At 55.5% G+C, this 15,103-nt stretch carries 14 protein-coding genes and 1 tRNA gene; 10 read left to right on the top strand and 5 right to left on the bottom strand.

Going from position 1 to position 15,103, the window contains the following annotated elements:
* Positions 1–37 precede the first annotated feature (37 nt).
* The 9 genes from EY643_RS13630 to EY643_RS13590 all read left to right on the top strand — a co-directional run bounded on the left by EY643_RS13630 (position 38) and on the right by EY643_RS13590 (position 7,667).
* Positions 38–661 carry an ATP-dependent zinc protease family protein gene (locus EY643_RS13630; protein WP_170287399.1) on the top strand — a complete coding sequence of 208 codons (624 nt, stop codon included), beginning with the start codon at positions 38–40 and terminating at the stop codon, positions 659–661.
* Positions 661–2,181 (top strand): inactive transglutaminase family protein, encoded by a 1,521-nt coding sequence (locus EY643_RS13625; protein WP_205743069.1) that lies wholly within the window; start codon positions 661–663, stop codon positions 2,179–2,181. Before EY643_RS13630 ends, EY643_RS13625 begins: the two co-directional genes overlap by 1 nt.
* Positions 2,178–3,131 (top strand): alpha-L-glutamate ligase-like protein, encoded by a 954-nt coding sequence (locus tag EY643_RS13620; RefSeq protein WP_153239750.1) that lies wholly within the window; start codon positions 2,178–2,180, stop codon positions 3,129–3,131. The genes EY643_RS13625 and EY643_RS13620 overlap by 4 nt, the downstream gene beginning before the upstream one ends.
* The gene (locus EY643_RS13615; RefSeq protein WP_153239749.1) at positions 3,131–3,544 is read left to right on the top strand and encodes a PGPGW domain-containing protein; all 414 of its coding nucleotides are present in this window, start codon (positions 3,131–3,133) and stop codon (positions 3,542–3,544) included. The genes EY643_RS13620 and EY643_RS13615 overlap by 1 nt, the downstream gene beginning before the upstream one ends.
* 75 nt (positions 3,545–3,619) lie before the next feature.
* Positions 3,620–4,003, top strand: a complete 384-nt coding sequence (locus EY643_RS13610) for a hypothetical protein (RefSeq protein WP_205743068.1) — start codon at positions 3,620–3,622, stop codon at positions 4,001–4,003.
* On the top strand, positions 4,000–4,413 hold the full coding sequence (locus EY643_RS13605; protein WP_153239748.1) for a hypothetical protein: 414 nt from the start codon (positions 4,000–4,002) through the stop codon (positions 4,411–4,413). The genes EY643_RS13610 and EY643_RS13605 overlap by 4 nt, the downstream gene beginning before the upstream one ends.
* A gap of 29 nt (positions 4,414–4,442) precedes the next feature.
* Positions 4,443–6,215, top strand: coding sequence for an alkyl sulfatase dimerization domain-containing protein (locus EY643_RS13600; RefSeq protein WP_153239747.1), 1,773 nt, complete (start codon positions 4,443–4,445; stop codon positions 6,213–6,215).
* An 11-nt stretch (positions 6,216–6,226) separates the two neighbouring features.
* The gene (locus EY643_RS13595; RefSeq protein WP_153239746.1) at positions 6,227–7,510 is read left to right on the top strand and encodes an acetyl-CoA hydrolase/transferase family protein; all 1,284 of its coding nucleotides are present in this window, start codon (positions 6,227–6,229) and stop codon (positions 7,508–7,510) included.
* Between the two features lie 80 nt (positions 7,511–7,590).
* Positions 7,591–7,667: transfer RNA gene (locus EY643_RS13590), tRNA-Arg, on the top strand.
* Positions 7,668–7,790: 123 nt separating this feature from the next.
* Here EY643_RS13590 and EY643_RS13585 read toward each other — a convergent pair.
* Positions 7,791–8,984 carry a serine hydrolase domain-containing protein gene (locus EY643_RS13585; RefSeq protein ID WP_153239745.1) on the bottom strand — a complete coding sequence of 398 codons (1,194 nt, stop codon included), beginning with the start codon at positions 8,982–8,984 and terminating at the stop codon, positions 7,791–7,793.
* Between the two features lie 518 nt (positions 8,985–9,502).
* Here EY643_RS13585 and EY643_RS13580 point away from each other — a divergent pair.
* The gene (locus tag EY643_RS13580) at positions 9,503–10,453 is read left to right on the top strand and encodes a hypothetical protein (RefSeq protein ID WP_153239744.1); all 951 of its coding nucleotides are present in this window, start codon (positions 9,503–9,505) and stop codon (positions 10,451–10,453) included.
* A gap of 121 nt (positions 10,454–10,574) precedes the next feature.
* Here EY643_RS13580 and EY643_RS13575 read toward each other — a convergent pair whose 3' ends face one another.
* The 4 genes from EY643_RS13575 to EY643_RS13560 all read right to left on the bottom strand — a co-directional run bounded on the left by EY643_RS13575 (position 10,575) and on the right by EY643_RS13560 (position 15,092).
* A complete protein-coding gene (locus tag EY643_RS13575; protein WP_153239743.1) occupies positions 10,575–12,191 on the bottom strand; it encodes an AMP-binding protein in 1,617 nt (538 codons plus the stop codon).
* Positions 12,192–12,247: 56 nt separating this feature from the next.
* Entirely contained in the window at positions 12,248–13,186 is a 939-nt protein-coding gene (locus EY643_RS13570) for a TauD/TfdA dioxygenase family protein (protein ID WP_153239742.1), read from the bottom strand.
* A gap of 39 nt (positions 13,187–13,225) precedes the next feature.
* Positions 13,226–13,996 carry a class II aldolase/adducin family protein gene (locus EY643_RS13565; protein ID WP_153239741.1) on the bottom strand — a complete coding sequence of 257 codons (771 nt, stop codon included), beginning with the start codon at positions 13,994–13,996 and terminating at the stop codon, positions 13,226–13,228.
* Between the two features lie 118 nt (positions 13,997–14,114).
* Positions 14,115–15,092 carry an AraC family transcriptional regulator gene (locus EY643_RS13560; protein ID WP_205743067.1) on the bottom strand — a complete coding sequence of 326 codons (978 nt, stop codon included), beginning with the start codon at positions 15,090–15,092 and terminating at the stop codon, positions 14,115–14,117.
* Between the last annotated feature and the right edge of the window lie 11 nt (positions 15,093–15,103).

The following is a 15,103-nucleotide window of genomic DNA, read 5'->3' as shown; positions in this document are numbered from 1 at the left end:
TCTGTACTTCCGCTAGTCAATTCATTACTCTGCGCGCATGAAATTTTCTCCTGTTTTTATCGCCTTGCTATTCCTTAGCGGCTGCGCAGTTTTCGAGCCCCCGGAAGCCGCCCCCGCGTGCCCTGAGCCCGTGGCCTGCCCGGCTTGTGAGGTGATGCAGTGCCCTGAGCCTGCGGTCGAAATTGTCGAGCGAATCGTAGAGGTGCCCGCGCCGATACCGCCCCAGGCGTCCACCGCGGGTGAGATGCATCTGCCAATTGTGGGAGCGGTGGAGTGGGTCTATGTGGAGCCGGCGGGTCTGCGTCTGGAAGCCCGCCTCGATACTGGCGCTGAAACCACCTCGATCCACGCCGAGAATATTCGGCTGGTGGAGAAGGAGGGCAAGCGATACGTGCGCTTCATCGTGCCTGACGCCGCGACCGGGGACCAGGTGAACATGGAGTTGCGGCTGCGCCGCCAGGTGCTGATCAAGCAGCACTCCGGTGAGCCGGAGCGTCGGTACGTGGTCAGGATGTGGCTCACGCTGGGCGAGATGCGCTCTCGGGTCGATGTGACCCTGTCTGACCGGCAGGTGTTTGAGTATTCGCTGTTGGTGGGGCGTAACTTTCTGGTAGACACGGCGATCGTTGACGTGAGCCGGCGCCATACCCAGGCCATGTGATGCTGAGCACCCGGGTCAAAATTGAATTTGTCGCCGCTCTGCTGATTCTCCTGGGTGTCGGCCTCATGGTGTACAAGGTCTTCTTCCTGGGGTTTCCACTGCTGCCGGGGGAATACCGCGATGTCTGGACGATAGAGTCCAAGATCAGTTTCCGCCCTGGCGAGGGCCAGGTGCAGGCGGACCTGACGTTGCCTGAGGAACACGCAGGCTGGGTGTTGCTGGACGAGCACTTTGCGTCGTCTGGCTTCGGTTTTTCTGTGGCTGACGGTGACCCGCGTCGCGCCACGTGGACGCGAAAATCCCTGTCTGAACCCACTACCCTGTACTACAAAATCCAGGCGTATCGTCAGCAGCCAGATGCCTTGTCCGGCCAGCCCGACCCGCAGGTGCAAGCGCCTTTGCTCGCCGCGAATCAGCGCGCCGCGATGGAACGGCTGGTGGAAGTGCTGGAGGAAAAATCAGCTGATCGTCGCAGTTTCACCACACTGTTGATCCGGGCGCTGGACCGGCGCTCCGAAGATCCTGATGGACGATTCCTGCGCAGCACCTGGGACGAAGAATCCGGCAATATTCTGTTGCAAACTCTCGGCTTCGCCGGCATTCCCGCGACTGTCCTGCGGGGCATACGGCTGGAAGATGGTCGCCGCCGCCAGACTCTGAGCGCAATGCTTGAAATTTACGACGGGGAAGTCTGGCGGGTATTCGATCCGCGCACTGGCGAAGAGGGCCTGCGTGAGGATTTCTTTATCTGGCAGCGCGGCACAGATGCGCTGCTTGATGTCACTGGCGCGCGTTCCTCGCGTCTCGAGTTTGCTCTTGTGAGCAACAGCTTGCCATCGCGCTCGGTGCTGGCTATGGAGCAGCGCTCAGGCCGATATGCGCTGTTGGATTTTTCAATTTATGCGTTACCGGTTGAGCAGCAGGGCGTGTTCAAGGGCCTGTTACTTATTCCTGTAGCCGCACTGGTGGTTGTGATGATACGCCTGTTGGTGGGTATCAAGACGTCCGGCACGTTTATGCCCATTCTGATAGCGATCGCATTTATCCAAACCACATTGTTGCTGGGGTTGGCGATTTTTCTGGGACTGGTCGCTGCAGGGCTGTGGATTCGTTCCTGGCTTTCGCATATGAACCTGTTGTTGGTGTCGCGCATCTCGGCGGTGGTGATTGTCGTGATTTTCCTTATGGCAGCACTGGCCTTAACAAGCTATCGCCTGGGTTTGGACCAGGTGTTGTCAGTGACATTTTTCCCGGTCGTCATTCTCGCATGGACGATTGAACGAATGTCCATACTGTGGGAAGAGGAGGGGCCGCACGAGGTGCTGTTGCAGGGCACGGGCAGCTTGCTTGTAGCGACACTGGCGTACCTGGCCATGTCCAATCGTCTCGTGTCTCATCTCACGTTCAATTTCCCTGAACTGACCCTGAGCCTGCTCGGTGTCATCCTGCTGCTCGGAAAATATACGGGCTACCGTCTCACCGAGCTGTATCGATTCAGGTCGATGGGGGATAAGCAGTGAAACTGTTCGCCTCGCCGGGCCAGTTGCGTGCCGCCGGCATGCTGGGCATGAACGAGCGCAATATTGGCTATATTGGCGAGCATAATCCGCGCAAGAATTACCCATTGGTGGACAACAAACTGCTCACCAAGCGGGCCGCGCAGGAGCGCCAGATTCCAGTGCCGGAGTTGTTTGGTGTTGTCGAATACCAGCACCAGGTCAAGGGCCTGATAGAAACGCTGGAGGGACGCGATGCATTCGTTATCAAACCGGCTCAGGGCAGCGGCGGCAAAGGCATCCTGGTGATCACCGGGCGGCGAGGCGACCGCTATGTCAAATCCTCAGGCCTGGAGATCAATGCGGCGGAGGTGCGGCGGCATGTTACCAACGTGCTCGCCGGGTTGCATAGCCTGGGTGGGCGCAATGACAGCGCCATGATTGAAGCGCTAATAGAGTTTGACCCCTGTCTGGCGCAATACAGCCACGAGGGAGTACCTGATATCCGCGTGATCGCATTTCGCGGGGTGCCAGTGATGGCAATGATGCGGTGCGCGACCCACGCCTCCGATGGCAAGGCCAACCTGCATCAGGGAGCTGTGGGCGTGGGCATAGATATAGCGAGTGGCCGCAGCGTGCGAGCGGTACAGAATGATGTGCTGCTGGACAGGCATCCCGACACTGGCGCCTGTTTCGCCGACCTGGTCATTCCCCACTGGGAACGTGTACTCGACCTCGCCGCGAGCTGCGTGGAAATGACAGGCCTGGGTTATCTCGGTGCGGACGTGGTGTTGGACCAGAGTCAGGGCCCGATGCTGCTGGAGCTTAACGCGCGCCCTGGGCTGGCGATTCAGGTGGCTAATCAGGAGGGCTTGCGCCACCGCCTGGATCGCGCGGCGGCAATTGCGGCAACGGGGGCCAACCACGACGAGCGTATTGCGCTCGCTCGCGAGGCCTTCGGCGCGCTCAGCTGATGGATATTGCCGCGCTGCTGCCGCAGCTACTCGTGTGGGTGACGGTGTTGTCGGGGGCGACGTTTCTCGCGGCACTAGTGGCCGTGCCCTGGGTCGTGAAGCGGCTACCGCAGGACTATTTTTCCAGGCCTCAGCGCTTGTCAGCTGATGAGCCTCGCGGCGTTACTGCCTATCTGTTGGCGGGGCTCAAGAACCTTTTTGGGGCCATTCTGGTGTTGCTGGGAATTCTGCTGCTTTTCACGCCCGGCCAGGGCTTACTGACCCTATTGGCCGGTCTGTTGCTCATGAATTTTCCCGGCAAGTACCGTTTGGAGCGCGCTGTGGTCGCGAGAAAGGGGGTATTTCGAGCGCTTAACTGGATGCGTCAGCGCCAGGGCCTGCCAGATTTCGATTCTCCCCGCACATCCTCCTAGCTTTCAGCGCGTGCTATCTTCAGGGGGTTGGTCTTATAATTCCCCATTGCAGTTGATGAATCCGGAAGTGACGTAATGATCGGAAAAATGATGTCGATGGGCTTTGATCTGGCCACCATGCCCGCGCGCCTTACCTGGCGCAGCGCCCGGGCGATGACCATGAATGCGGCTGAGTTTCAGCAGTTCTCGGAAGAGCTTCGTCTCGCATCTGAAGATGCTGCCCGCGAAATTCGCGCGGTAATAGCCGGAGTCGATGCCGAAATGAGCGCTAAAGCAGGGCATCTGAGCGCCGAACAAAAAGCGCAGGCGGCGGGCCTTGCTCTTGAGGCAGCAGAGCAACATCTGAGCATGGCAGCGGTCAATTTGCTGAGGGCTTTGTGGTTGTCCAGTCACGCAGGGCGCGAACTGGCCCAAAGCCAGGAAGGCATCATTATTGAACACGAGGCACAGTCATCATGAACAAAATTTATACCCTGGTTACCGCCGCTTCACTGCTGGCGTTTGCATCCCTGGCACCGACGCAGGAAGCAACCTCATTGCAGTCTGACTGGCTTGAGTTTGTCACTGGACACAAAGGGGAGACTCTCGGCGTTGAGTTAATGTCGATTGAGCCGGGCGCTACTCAGGGTACGCGCAAAGTCACTCTGGCGGTGCCCAAGGATGCGATAGCTGATCCCGATGCTATTGAGGAGGTCATGGTATACGGCACCATGCCGGATCAAGCTGAGCCGATGGAATTGCCGTTTGAGGTGCAGTACGAATGGCTGCGCGATTATGACAACGACAACTACGGCCTGGTAATACATATCGGTGAGGGCAATTGGCCGATACGCCTGTTCATGAACTCAGCGCCCGGCTATACCAAATAATCTATTCCTTGCTCAGGGAGAGAGCCCGAATGCGGATAGCGAGAACCATCGGATTTTTGGCTGGCGTCTTCAGTGCCGCCGTAGTCGCGCAGGTAGAGGTCATCGAAGAGCCGAGCCCCTATCACGTGGAACGCACGTGGCCGGATTACTTCCTCGAACACAAGAAACTGTTTACCGAGAAGTCGGGCACCTATCGAGCCGGCGAGCACCCGGTGTGGACAGTGCATGTGCCGGGTGGCTGGATCGGTAACAGTACGATCATCGAAGGTGACGATGGGCTCATCGTCTACGACACCAGTGTCAACGTTGAGGCCGGTGCGCATATTGCCAAAGAAATCCGAAAGATTTCAGACAAGCCGATCAAGGCAATTTTCTATTCCCATCACCACACCGACCACTACAACGGTACCTCCGCACTGGTCAGCAAGGAGCAGGTGGAGCGGGGTGAGGTACAGATCTACGCCTGGGAAAACTTTGAGCGCGAGGTGGCGCAAGAGTTTGGCGCGATCCTGCCGCGCCAGTTGATGGGCGTTTTTTACTATGGGCCTGATATTTTGCCCAAGGAAGAGCAACACTATCACGGTTGTTGTGCACCCAAGGTGCTTGGCGGCGCGCCGGGCTACCTGCCTCCTACGCATACCATGGATCAGGATATGCAGCTGGAAATTGCCGGCGTAAAGATCAATGTGATCTACACCGGAGGTGAGGCGATATCCGAGTTCGGCCTCCATCTGCCGGATATGAACATGATGATCATGGGGGATGAGTTCTTCTACGCATTGGCCAATGTGCATTCAATCCGTGGCTCCAAGCCGCGCCTGCCCGAAAACTATATCAGCGCTCTGGACAAGATCCGAGAGATCCAGCCGGACTGGCTGCTGGGTTCACACATCATGCCGATGGGCGACCCGATAGAGATCCAGCGAGCGGTGACGGTCAGCCGTGATGCGATCCAGTACATCTGGGATCAGTCCATTCGCTATATCAACAAGGGCTATAACGCCGCGGAGTTACAACAGAAGTTTCTCACCCTGCCGCCGCATCTCGATCACCCGCCTTACACCAGGCCGATGTATGGCACGCCCTGGATTATCGCGCCGGAAATTTTCCATGGCTGGGTCAGCTGGTTCAGTGGTGATGCAACTGACCTACTGCCGACAGAGCCGGTGGAGAAGGCGCGCCGCTATGTGAAGCTGATGGGCGGCCGGGACAAGGTGTTTGCCGAGGCAGAAAGGGCGTTCTTTGCCGAGGATTACCAGTTTGCCGCTGAGCTGACCCAGTTACTGGTGCGTATCGAACACCTAGATTGGGATGCCCGCTATCTCAAGGCCGCAGCACTGCGTGCCCGGGGATACGGCGAGATCAATACCATCGCTCGCGCCTGGTATCTCAATGGCGCCAACGAGCTCGAGGGCAAGGTCAATTCGCGCATGCTGCTGGGCATGGGCCAGCGCGTCGTGGCGGGTTCAATGCCCCCCGGCGAACTCCTGCGCAGCTGGCGCTATCAGGTAGATGCGGATAAGGCCGGCGCGACGCGGTTGCAGCTCGGCTTTGAATTTGTCGGCGCGAGCGAGAGTATCCCCGCGCAGACTTATCATCTGACCTTGCGCAACAGTATTCTGGAGGTCGATGAGACAGAACTGCCAGAGGGGCTGCCGCGAGTGCGACTCACGATTGCACAGTTGCGTTCCATATTGGCGGGTAAGGAAGTCAATGCCGATATCGGTGACAGTGAGCGACTGAGTGAATTGCTGACATACCTTGATCGAGAACCTGCGAATTTTTCACTCCACGTACGGTAGGAGTTACAGGGATGGCCATCTTCACCCAAACTGCCCTTGAGGCAGTGCAGATTATTGGCTCCGGTGAACACATCTGGTGCCATTCAATGGCAGCCACGCCCACCGTATTGCTGCAGGCACTTGGCCAGCACGCGCGCACGCTCAGCGATGTCCAGTTGATGCAGTTACACCTCGAGCACGCCGAAGATGTTGCTCACCCGGCGTTGGACGGGCATTTGCGCAACCGCTGTTTTTTTGCCGGCAGGTCTACGCGCCAACTCATCAACGAGGGGCGGGCAGACTACGTACCCATGTTTCTCTCGGAGATTCCCAAGGAATTTCGCCGCGGCCACCAGCGAGTAGATACGGCCTTGGTTCAGGTGTCTTCACCGGATCAGCACGGCAACTGTTCACTCGGAATTTCCGTCGAAGCCACCGCGGCGGCGTGCGAGGTTGCCAGCAGGATCATCGCCCACGTGAACCCGTCCATGCCGCGCACCCATGGCGACAGCTTTATCAATATTCGCGATATTGACTATGCCTACATGGACGACCGGCCACTGATTTCGCCCGAGGGTAAGCCTGAGACGGAGATTGAGCGGCGCATCGGTGAAATCATCGCGGAGCAGGTGAACGATGGCGACTGTCTGCAGATGGGCATAGGTGCGATTCCCAATGCGGCTCTCGCTTGCATGCGAGACAAACGCCATCTGGGGGTGCATACCGAGATGTTCTCTGATGGGGTTGTCGATCTCATACAATCTGGTGTGATCGACAACAGCAACAAGAAAATAAGCCACGGGCGCACAGTTACCGGTTTTGCCATGGGCAGTGAGCGCCTGTATCGCTTCGTGGATGACAACCCCGAAGTGGTTTTTCTGGACATCGAATTTGTGAACAACCCGGTGGTAATAGCAAAGAACCCCCAGGTCACCTCGATCAACAGCGCTATCCAGATCGACCTCAGCGGTCAGGTATGCGCCGATTCGATGGGCCACAAAATCTATTCCGGGGTCGGCGGGCAGGTAGATTTTGTGCTCGGGGCGACATTTTCCGATCACGGCAAGTCGATTATTGCCCTGCCCAGTACCGCTAAAAAGGGCACATTGAGCCGCATTGTGCCGGCGCTTGAGCGCGGCGCCGGCGTGGTCACGACAAGAGCCCTGGTGGACTACATCGTCACGGAATATGGCATCGCTGAACTGCGGGGTCGGTCCATCGCTGAACGTGCCCGGGACCTCATTAATATCGCTCATCCAGACTTCCGTGAGGCCCTGGCGAAGGAGGCCAGCGACAACCTCGGTCTCTCCATTTAGAGGACAGAATGCGGACAAAATAATTCGCTGCTAAGCCCTTGACTGTAAACAAGTTCGTCCCTATAGTACGCCCCCTCAACGCGCCTGTAGCTCAGCTGGATAGAGTACCTGGCTACGAACCAGGCGGTCGCACGTTCGAATCGTGCCAGGCGCGCCATACAAGCAAAAAAGGCTACCCCGAAGGGGTGGCCTTTTTTTTTGTTTCTATGGTGAGTCTAGCCGCAAGAGGTACCTTTACGTTCGGCAAATTCCTCCCGGACCAGAGTCGTATGTATTCCTATCAGGGAGATTCCTGCTGCAGGCCTTGTATCGCGCGATTCACGAGAAAGCTGTTGTCCCACTCTTCAATAATCTTGGGGAAGTACCCCGCCGCCGGTCCCGTGCGCACGATCACCAGATCATAGTTGGGGCTCACATAGACTCGCTGGGCGCCGTATCCGGAAAAGTAAAATGTTGCAGGATCCAACCAGTCTGCCTTCCGCTGATAACCGGTTTTACGCGGGTTGGCCTGGACATTACTCGCCAACCATATCTGGAAACCGTAGTGCGGAGTATGTGGCGACGGCGTGGCGGCCCGCTGAATCCACTGTGCATCGAGCACGGCCTCACCGTCCCACTGCCCCTCCTGCAGCAACAACTGTCCCAGGCGCGCCCAATCGCGGGTCGTAGCCAGCAGGCAACAGGCGTGCATGGCCTCGCCGCCGGGCCGGTCCAACCACACCTGGGCGTCGCTGTTGCCCAGCGGCTGCCATAACACCCTGGACAGATAGTCCGCATAGCGCTCACCGGTCGCCTCGCTTAACACCAGCCCCAGAAGCTGCGCGTTCAGATCGTTATAGTCGAACTGCTCGCCCGCTGCGCCTGACTGGCCAAAGGCCAGCGTTGCCGCCCGGGTATCATCGGCATACAGCCAACGGAATGCATCGCCCCATGGATTGAACCCGCCGCTGAAGCTTTCAAGGCCCGAACTCATCTGCAGCAACTCGTTGATGGTGATGTCACCGCGCGGGTCGTCGCGCCACTCGGAAAGGTATTTGCCCACCGGGTCATCAATGGACGCAATCAGCCCCTCGGCCAACGCCTGGCCGATCAGCAGCGCCTGAATTGACTTATGCATGGACTGGGACTGTGTCAGGCTCGCTGCCGAATAGTCGTCGCGATACCATTCCAGCTGAACCTGACCCCTGTGCAGAACCAGCAGGCTGAACGAATCAAAATAGGCGGCGTACTCAACCATGTCCGCAAGGGCGTCCCCGGAGATGCTCGCCAAGCCCGAGGGGGCAACGGGCAGGTCGCGCTCTTCCGGCGCCCCGCGAACCACCTCGCGGTTATCAAAGACCTCGGAATAGGCACCCTTGCCGGAGGCGCTGAACGTGGCCGCCATTCGCTTCCAGAACACCGGAGCGGAGTAAAAGTCCCACGCCAGAAACGCTACGGTTGCGAGAACTGTTGCCAGCACAACCTTTTTTATCACTGCAGTATCCCCTTTTATTGAGAGCCGTGGCGCTACATACCGACGGCCACTTGGATAGATTGACTAAATCTTCAATCGAGGCCCACTCATCAGTGCCGTGAATGCCGGACGCCTGCGTGTAGTCAATCACAGTGCCGTGAAAGCGATATTGATCTTTGGCAAGTTCCACAGAGTGACGTGTATCCGTAGCCGCTATTAACAGACTGGGGACGGTTAGCGCAGCGGGATAAACGTCGGTAAATATCGATATTGAACACGCGCTTAAGACGTTGAACCCGGTCCACGGGTATGGTCTTGGTTAAGCTTCTCGTTCGAGTGGCCCGGGCTTTCTTTGTTCTTCATGGTTGCGTAGAGTTAGAAGTGCCCGGCGGGAATCAACGCTCCGAAGCACTCGCTTTCTGCAAGTCCTTTGGGTGCAGCCAATACGAACGCAGGTTTTTCAAGCTATACAGTTCACAAAGCTGGGCCAAGCTGCCAAATCGGAATCCTACTTCGCCCCAAATGAGAAGGAAGCGATCTTGCCCATAAATCGAATACTTACATTTCTACTGCTGACGCTAAATGTATACACGGCAAATGCTGAACCTTTGATCAAAGAGGTTTCTGGCATTGTACGGTTGGGCGATAAACTGTTGATTGTCGCCGACGGTGATCTGGAAAATTACTACGAATACGACATATCCAATCTTGATAGTCGACACATCGTTCTAAGTGAAGTGAACCGAATACAGAAAAAGCAGATCATTAAAACAAAGTTGCATGTGGACTTTGAAAGTATCGACATGCTCGCTGACGGGGAAGTTATTGTACTGTCGGAGCGATTGCGGTCTCTTGTGTCTGCTGGGGGCACAATCATTTCGTATCCAAGTCGGTTTGGGGAGTACGCTCAAGTGGGGCTTGAAGGCCTTACATCACGGCCGACAAGTGGTGTGCCGGGGAGTTATGACATCGCTGTTCTGTGGGAGGGGGGTTACCCAGAATCTCGATATTTACCCTCCGAAGCGGCACTTCCCACCCAGGCATTTCGACCAGTAGTAATCACGCATACGGTGAATGATGGAAAAGTATCAAGGCCATTCACGGAAATTGTACTCAACACCGATTCACTCTCGAAGTGGGTTGACGAAAAAGAGCCCAAGGGTAAAGAACCTCATGCGTTTCGTTTTCGAGCACCCGATCTTGTATGGCACCGAAATGGGTTTATTGTGCTCCTGTCTGGTGTTCGAATGCCAAGTGACGACGACAGTAGCCTATATGGCCCAGTAGTACTTCAGCGATTTGACCTAACCGGTGAACCCATCGGAGATCCGTTTGAACTTACTCCCGAGCTGAAAGCCTTGAAAGTTCCTGGCGATAAAAATTGGGAAGGCTTGGCCTGGTATGATCAAGGGAAGACGCTCATGCTTGTTAACGACGACGGTCGAGAGGATGCACACGTTCCCCTAATACGTATCCCGTTAGACTGGTAGTTGACCGCAGCTCACAAGATGGTGATCGGCGCATCACCACGACGTGTTACCGCCCGAAAGTACAGCCGTTTGTTGGAATGATCGATTGCGAAATTGTATTTTCGCGAAAGAAGCCAAACACCTATTTCTTAACGATATAGTCAGATTTCTTTAGATCCCAGGTGCGTTCATTAACACCTTGCTCCCGTAATTTGAACTTTTGAACCTTGTTGGTTGGGGTATAGGGGAGTGATTCTACAAACTCCAGATAACGCGGTACGAAATAGTGCGGTGCATTGTCATTAATGAACTCGCAGATCACCTCTGCAGTGTCGCTGCTGCCTTCTTTCAAGATGATGTTCAGCTTTAATTCCTGTTCACTCTCGACTTCCGTGGAGGTAATGCCGAAGGCAGCCACATCCTGCACTGCAGGATGGCGTCGAACTATGCTCTCCACTTCGAGCGTGGAAATGTTGCGGCCAGCGTATCGAAGAGCATCCTTCTTCCGGTCCGCGAAGAAATAGGCGCCGCTCGCAGGGTCTTGCCTGGCTAGATCGCCGGTGCGGTAATAGTCACCGAAGTAGGCCTCAGCGGTGGCTTCAGGATTTTCAAAGTAACCATTAAACAGCACGTAAGGTTTTAGTGGTTTGATGCAGATCTCGCCGACTTCACCAGTCGGTACCTGAATGCCATTGTCATCAAGTAAATGAATAGTAGTGTCGTCAGCGGGAAATCCGAGCGCGTATACGGGAACATCCTTACGGTTTTCAATTTGTGTCATCACCAGCTGGCACTCACTCTGGCCCAACCCGGTACGAATCAATTGCAGGCCGAAGCGCTGTTCGAAAATCGGCCACTGGTTAGGTGCCAGCGGCACGATTTGGGCAAGCCGTAGTGGCGTTTCGCTATCATCATCTCGCTCGGGTGCATTGAGTAAAAAAGCACCCATCGCGCCTAGCAGGAATGTCTGAGTGGCGCCGAACTGTTTAATTCTTTCCCAGAACGTGGTTACTGAAAAACGTGGCTCAATGATGCAAGGAATGCCCTCGATCAGGGCACGAAAGATCGAAGTGGTCCAGGCGGCGGTGTGGAACAACGGCAATACGCAGAAAATACTGTCGCCAGGCAGTGAGTTATATTGAAGGCTGCATCCATCGACAATCGGACGTATCCAGGAGTTATAGCTTTGTAACACGCCCTTGGATTTACCCGTGGTACCTGAGGTCCAGAGGATGGAGCAGTTGTCACCATAGTGCAGGTCGGCATAATCCAGCGCAGCGGGTTTGTGATCTAGTAACTGCTGATAGTTCACGGGGCCTTTTAATGACGTCGCTTCCGTATTGCCCAAAAGCACGATGGTCTCAATGCCAAGCCGGTCTTCGATGTCGGCGATGCGATCCTGGTATTGATCATCAGTGATCAACACCTTGGAGCGTGCCATCTTCAGGTTGTCCAGCAGCCAGGCGCCCTTGTAGTCGCCATTGATCGGTGTCCAGATTGCTCCCAGTTTGTTAATGGCCAACGCCAGTAACACCATTTCCGGACGATTTCCCAGAAACAGGGATACGATATCGCCCCTGGTGATGCCGAGGCCTAGCAGCCCAGCTGCCAGCCGATCAGTCATGGTATCAGCCTCGGCAAAGCTAATGCGGACAGAATCGGTGACGAGAAACGCAGCCTCACCATTATGTGTGGCCTGCTGTCTGAGGATTAGCGGAAAAGTCCTATCGGCGGTATTCGAGAGATCTAGCTTGTTCATTAACTGCCTCGGGAGTGATTGTTATCAGATGCTGTGCGTGTGTTTCGAATTAGCGATCAAGCGCCGTTCCATTCTGAGGTTAGTGTACGGCCCAAAGTAATGTCGCCTTCGATAGTGGTGCGGTTAATGACCCGCTTGATACCGGGCTTGGTCCCCGTTGTACAGTGCATGGCCCGCCAGTTATCCCAGAGCACCATATCGCCTTCACGCCACTTATGGAAATAGGTGAACTCTGGATTTTTGCCATGTGCCACCAATCGCTCCAGCAGCTCGATAGACTCGTCATTGGACATGCCGAACTGCTGTGGAGTAATGACTCGATCCAGAAATTGCTCAACCACCTCAAGGATCTTACGACCACTAATAGGGTGGGTAACAACAGCGGGATAAACCGCGTCGGCGAAATCCGGAAAGTTAACGTCTGCGGGTTTTTTCGGGCTATAGGGGCCGGGTTCATAGCCTTCGAGATCCACATAGCGCATATGGCGGCGCTGCATGCTGAACGTGTAGGCAACTTCCAGCTCTTCCAGTAGTGCCTTGGTATCGTCATCCAGTGCGTCATAAGCCTTGGCGAGATCGCCAAAGCCGGTGAGGCCATCTTCCTTGGCCACTACCACCGCGCGCAGTAGTGCGCCGTGGTTGGGGCGCGCTGTGTAGTGCAGGTCCATATGCCAGTCGAGGCGCCCGACAATTTCTTCACCGCCATAATACGCGGTGAAGAACTTGTCCTTGTCGCCGCCATTTTCCAGGACAAACAACTCAGGGTGCTGGCCACTGGTTATCGTCTCGAGTGGGTGTATTTCCAGGTCGCCAAAGATTCGACTGAATTCAATTTGTTTCTCAGGGCTGATTTCTTGATCGCGAAATACGAGGATGGCGTGTTCGTACCAGAGCGCCTTCAGTTCGGCCTTAAGCTCATCAGTGATAGGTTCGTTGATATCGAAACCAGAAACTTGCACACCGACGTTGTCCAGGGGGGTAACTGTGAGAGTCATGAGTATATCCTTGAATTATTCCATTCCGGTGCGATAGCTTTATTCGAGTATGCTGGGGTCCAGGCGCAGTTCCCGACGGGCCATTGCTTCCCAGCAAAAGGGGAAGCCATGGGTATCGGTGATACTGACTTTTTCGATCTCCTCGTTGCTAAGTGGCTCGGCCCCGCCGGCCAGCTCCACTTCGTAGGCGCGCTTGCAGCGCCACTCCAGGGTAATGGCACGCAGATGGGCCTGGCGTAAATCTTTAGCCACGACCAGTGAGCCGTGGTTGGCGAGCAGGGCCCATTTGGCATCTCCCAATGCTTCAGCCGCTGACAGGCTGCTTTTCTCGTTCTCAAAAGTGCCGGTGTACTCGTTATAGATGGGCAGTTCCGCACCGCAGTGCGCGCCAGTTTGATCGTAGACCGGAGGTACTCGCTGTAGGTTGGCCCAGATTCCGCTCCACTTTGCGTGGTTGTGAATGACAACATCTATCTCGGGGCGCAGTGCGTGTAACTGAACGTGCAAGCCAATCGCCGGGGTTATATTCCACTCGCCGTCAATAATTTGGCCTTCTGAATCCAGTGTCATAATGTCACTGGCGGTCAATTCATCCCAGGCCAGTTCCCAGGGGTTGGTAAGAATCGTGCCGTCGGCCTGGCGGAAGGTAATATGCCCGGCAATGTGTTCGTTCCAGCCCTCTTTGAACAGCATTCGGCACATTAAGGCAATGCGAGCTTTGTCGCTCATTGGAGGTAGTAGTGGTCGGCGGCCCGGCCTGGGGGCGTAGTGCTCCACCATCGCTTGATTCAATCCGTCAAATTTGTTCACGCTGCTATCACCTTGTCACACACTCCAGAGAAATTCTGTGGGTATGATAGTAGATCATGCAGGCGCTGCTGGCAGCGCAAATCAAGCCAAGTTTATGTCCGATTACGCCAGACTGGAGTCAGCCGAAAATAGTATTGCGATAGGTCTTGGGGGAATGCCCTGTCCACTTCTTGAATGCCCTCTGAAAGCCAGAACTGTCTGCATAACCAAGAGAGTTAGCTATTTGAGTGACTGATAGGGTGGGGTCACTCAAATAGCGGCGCGCGTGTATCTCGCGTACCTGGTCAAGCAACTGCTGGTAAGTCCATCCTTGTTCCAACAACTTACGACTCAGCGTTCTGCTGCTGGAGTGCAGTATCTCGGCTATATCGTCGAGAAGCGGGGGATCAGCGAGGTTGTCGACAATAATCTGCCATACACGCCAGGCCACATCGCCCTGATTGCGTGAGATGCTTTTTCTTTCGCACATTTCTTCATACAGGGCGGCACTGCGTGGGCTCGCCTGCGGTAGTGCTTGATCCAGAATGGAGGCTTCGAAAAAGAGCTGAATAGCCGTCGATTCGAACTGAACTGGGCAATTAAAAATAGTCTCATAAAGCGCTGCGTGTGGCGGGGCGGGATAATCGCAATGCAGGCGTGTGATAGGTAAATTCTTACCGAGAACCCATCGGCAGGTCGTGACGATGTTTGCCAAAATGTCTTCAACAGCAAGTAAGCGTAGTTCTCCAAGGCTTGCCTGCGCCTGAATCTGGTAGCAACCCTCACCCTTGATTTCGCCGAATGAAGTAACGACTTGTCCACCCGAAAAACGGCCAGAGTAATTCTGGTAGCGCAGTCCTACAGTGCTTGATTCACGCAGTGTTGCGCAGGACATCATGAGGTAAGCCAGCTGATCAAGCGTTGCCATTGAACGATGCAGTCCAATGCGCAGGCCTAAAGCGCTGTCGTTGCTCGCTAGCTGAGCATCTCTGAGAACGCCGCGGTGCTGTTCTGCTGTGATCGCACTATCAGGGTTTTCTAATTGCGCCGTCTTGATCTGATTCTGAATCCTCAGTGCCTCGGTATCGAGGCCCAGCGAAGACAAAAAGTCGAACAACCAGATTATGT

Origin of the sequence: Halioglobus maricola, assembly GCF_009388985.1 — a bacterium.
GTDB classification, from domain to species: domain Bacteria; phylum Pseudomonadota; class Gammaproteobacteria; order Pseudomonadales; family Halieaceae; genus Halioglobus; species Halioglobus maricola.
Note: the sequence above shows the minus strand (reverse complement) of the source record. Positions and strands in the feature narration are given on the sequence as shown.

What these genes read in the sequence shown, in the direction of transcription:
- EY643_RS13575 (WP_153239743.1), bottom strand. Translation starts at nt 12,191, where the DNA reads ATGAACAAGCTAGATCTCTCGAATACCGCCGATAGGACTTTTCCGCTA.
- EY643_RS13610 (WP_205743068.1), top strand. Translation starts at nt 3,620, where the DNA reads ATGATCGGAAAAATGATGTCGATGGGCTTTGATCTGGCCACCATGCCC.
- EY643_RS13615 (WP_153239749.1), top strand. Translation starts at nt 3,131, where the DNA reads ATGGATATTGCCGCGCTGCTGCCGCAGCTACTCGTGTGGGTGACGGTG.
- EY643_RS13570 (WP_153239742.1), bottom strand. Translation starts at nt 13,186, where the DNA reads ATGACTCTCACAGTTACCCCCCTGGACAACGTCGGTGTGCAAGTTTCT.
- EY643_RS13630 (WP_170287399.1), top strand. Translation starts at nt 38, where the DNA reads ATGAAATTTTCTCCTGTTTTTATCGCCTTGCTATTCCTTAGCGGCTGC.
- EY643_RS13625 (WP_205743069.1), top strand. Translation starts at nt 661, where the DNA reads ATGCTGAGCACCCGGGTCAAAATTGAATTTGTCGCCGCTCTGCTGATT.
- EY643_RS13595 (WP_153239746.1), top strand. Translation starts at nt 6,227, where the DNA reads ATGGCCATCTTCACCCAAACTGCCCTTGAGGCAGTGCAGATTATTGGC.
- EY643_RS13605 (WP_153239748.1), top strand. Translation starts at nt 4,000, where the DNA reads ATGAACAAAATTTATACCCTGGTTACCGCCGCTTCACTGCTGGCGTTT.
- EY643_RS13600 (WP_153239747.1), top strand. Translation starts at nt 4,443, where the DNA reads ATGCGGATAGCGAGAACCATCGGATTTTTGGCTGGCGTCTTCAGTGCC.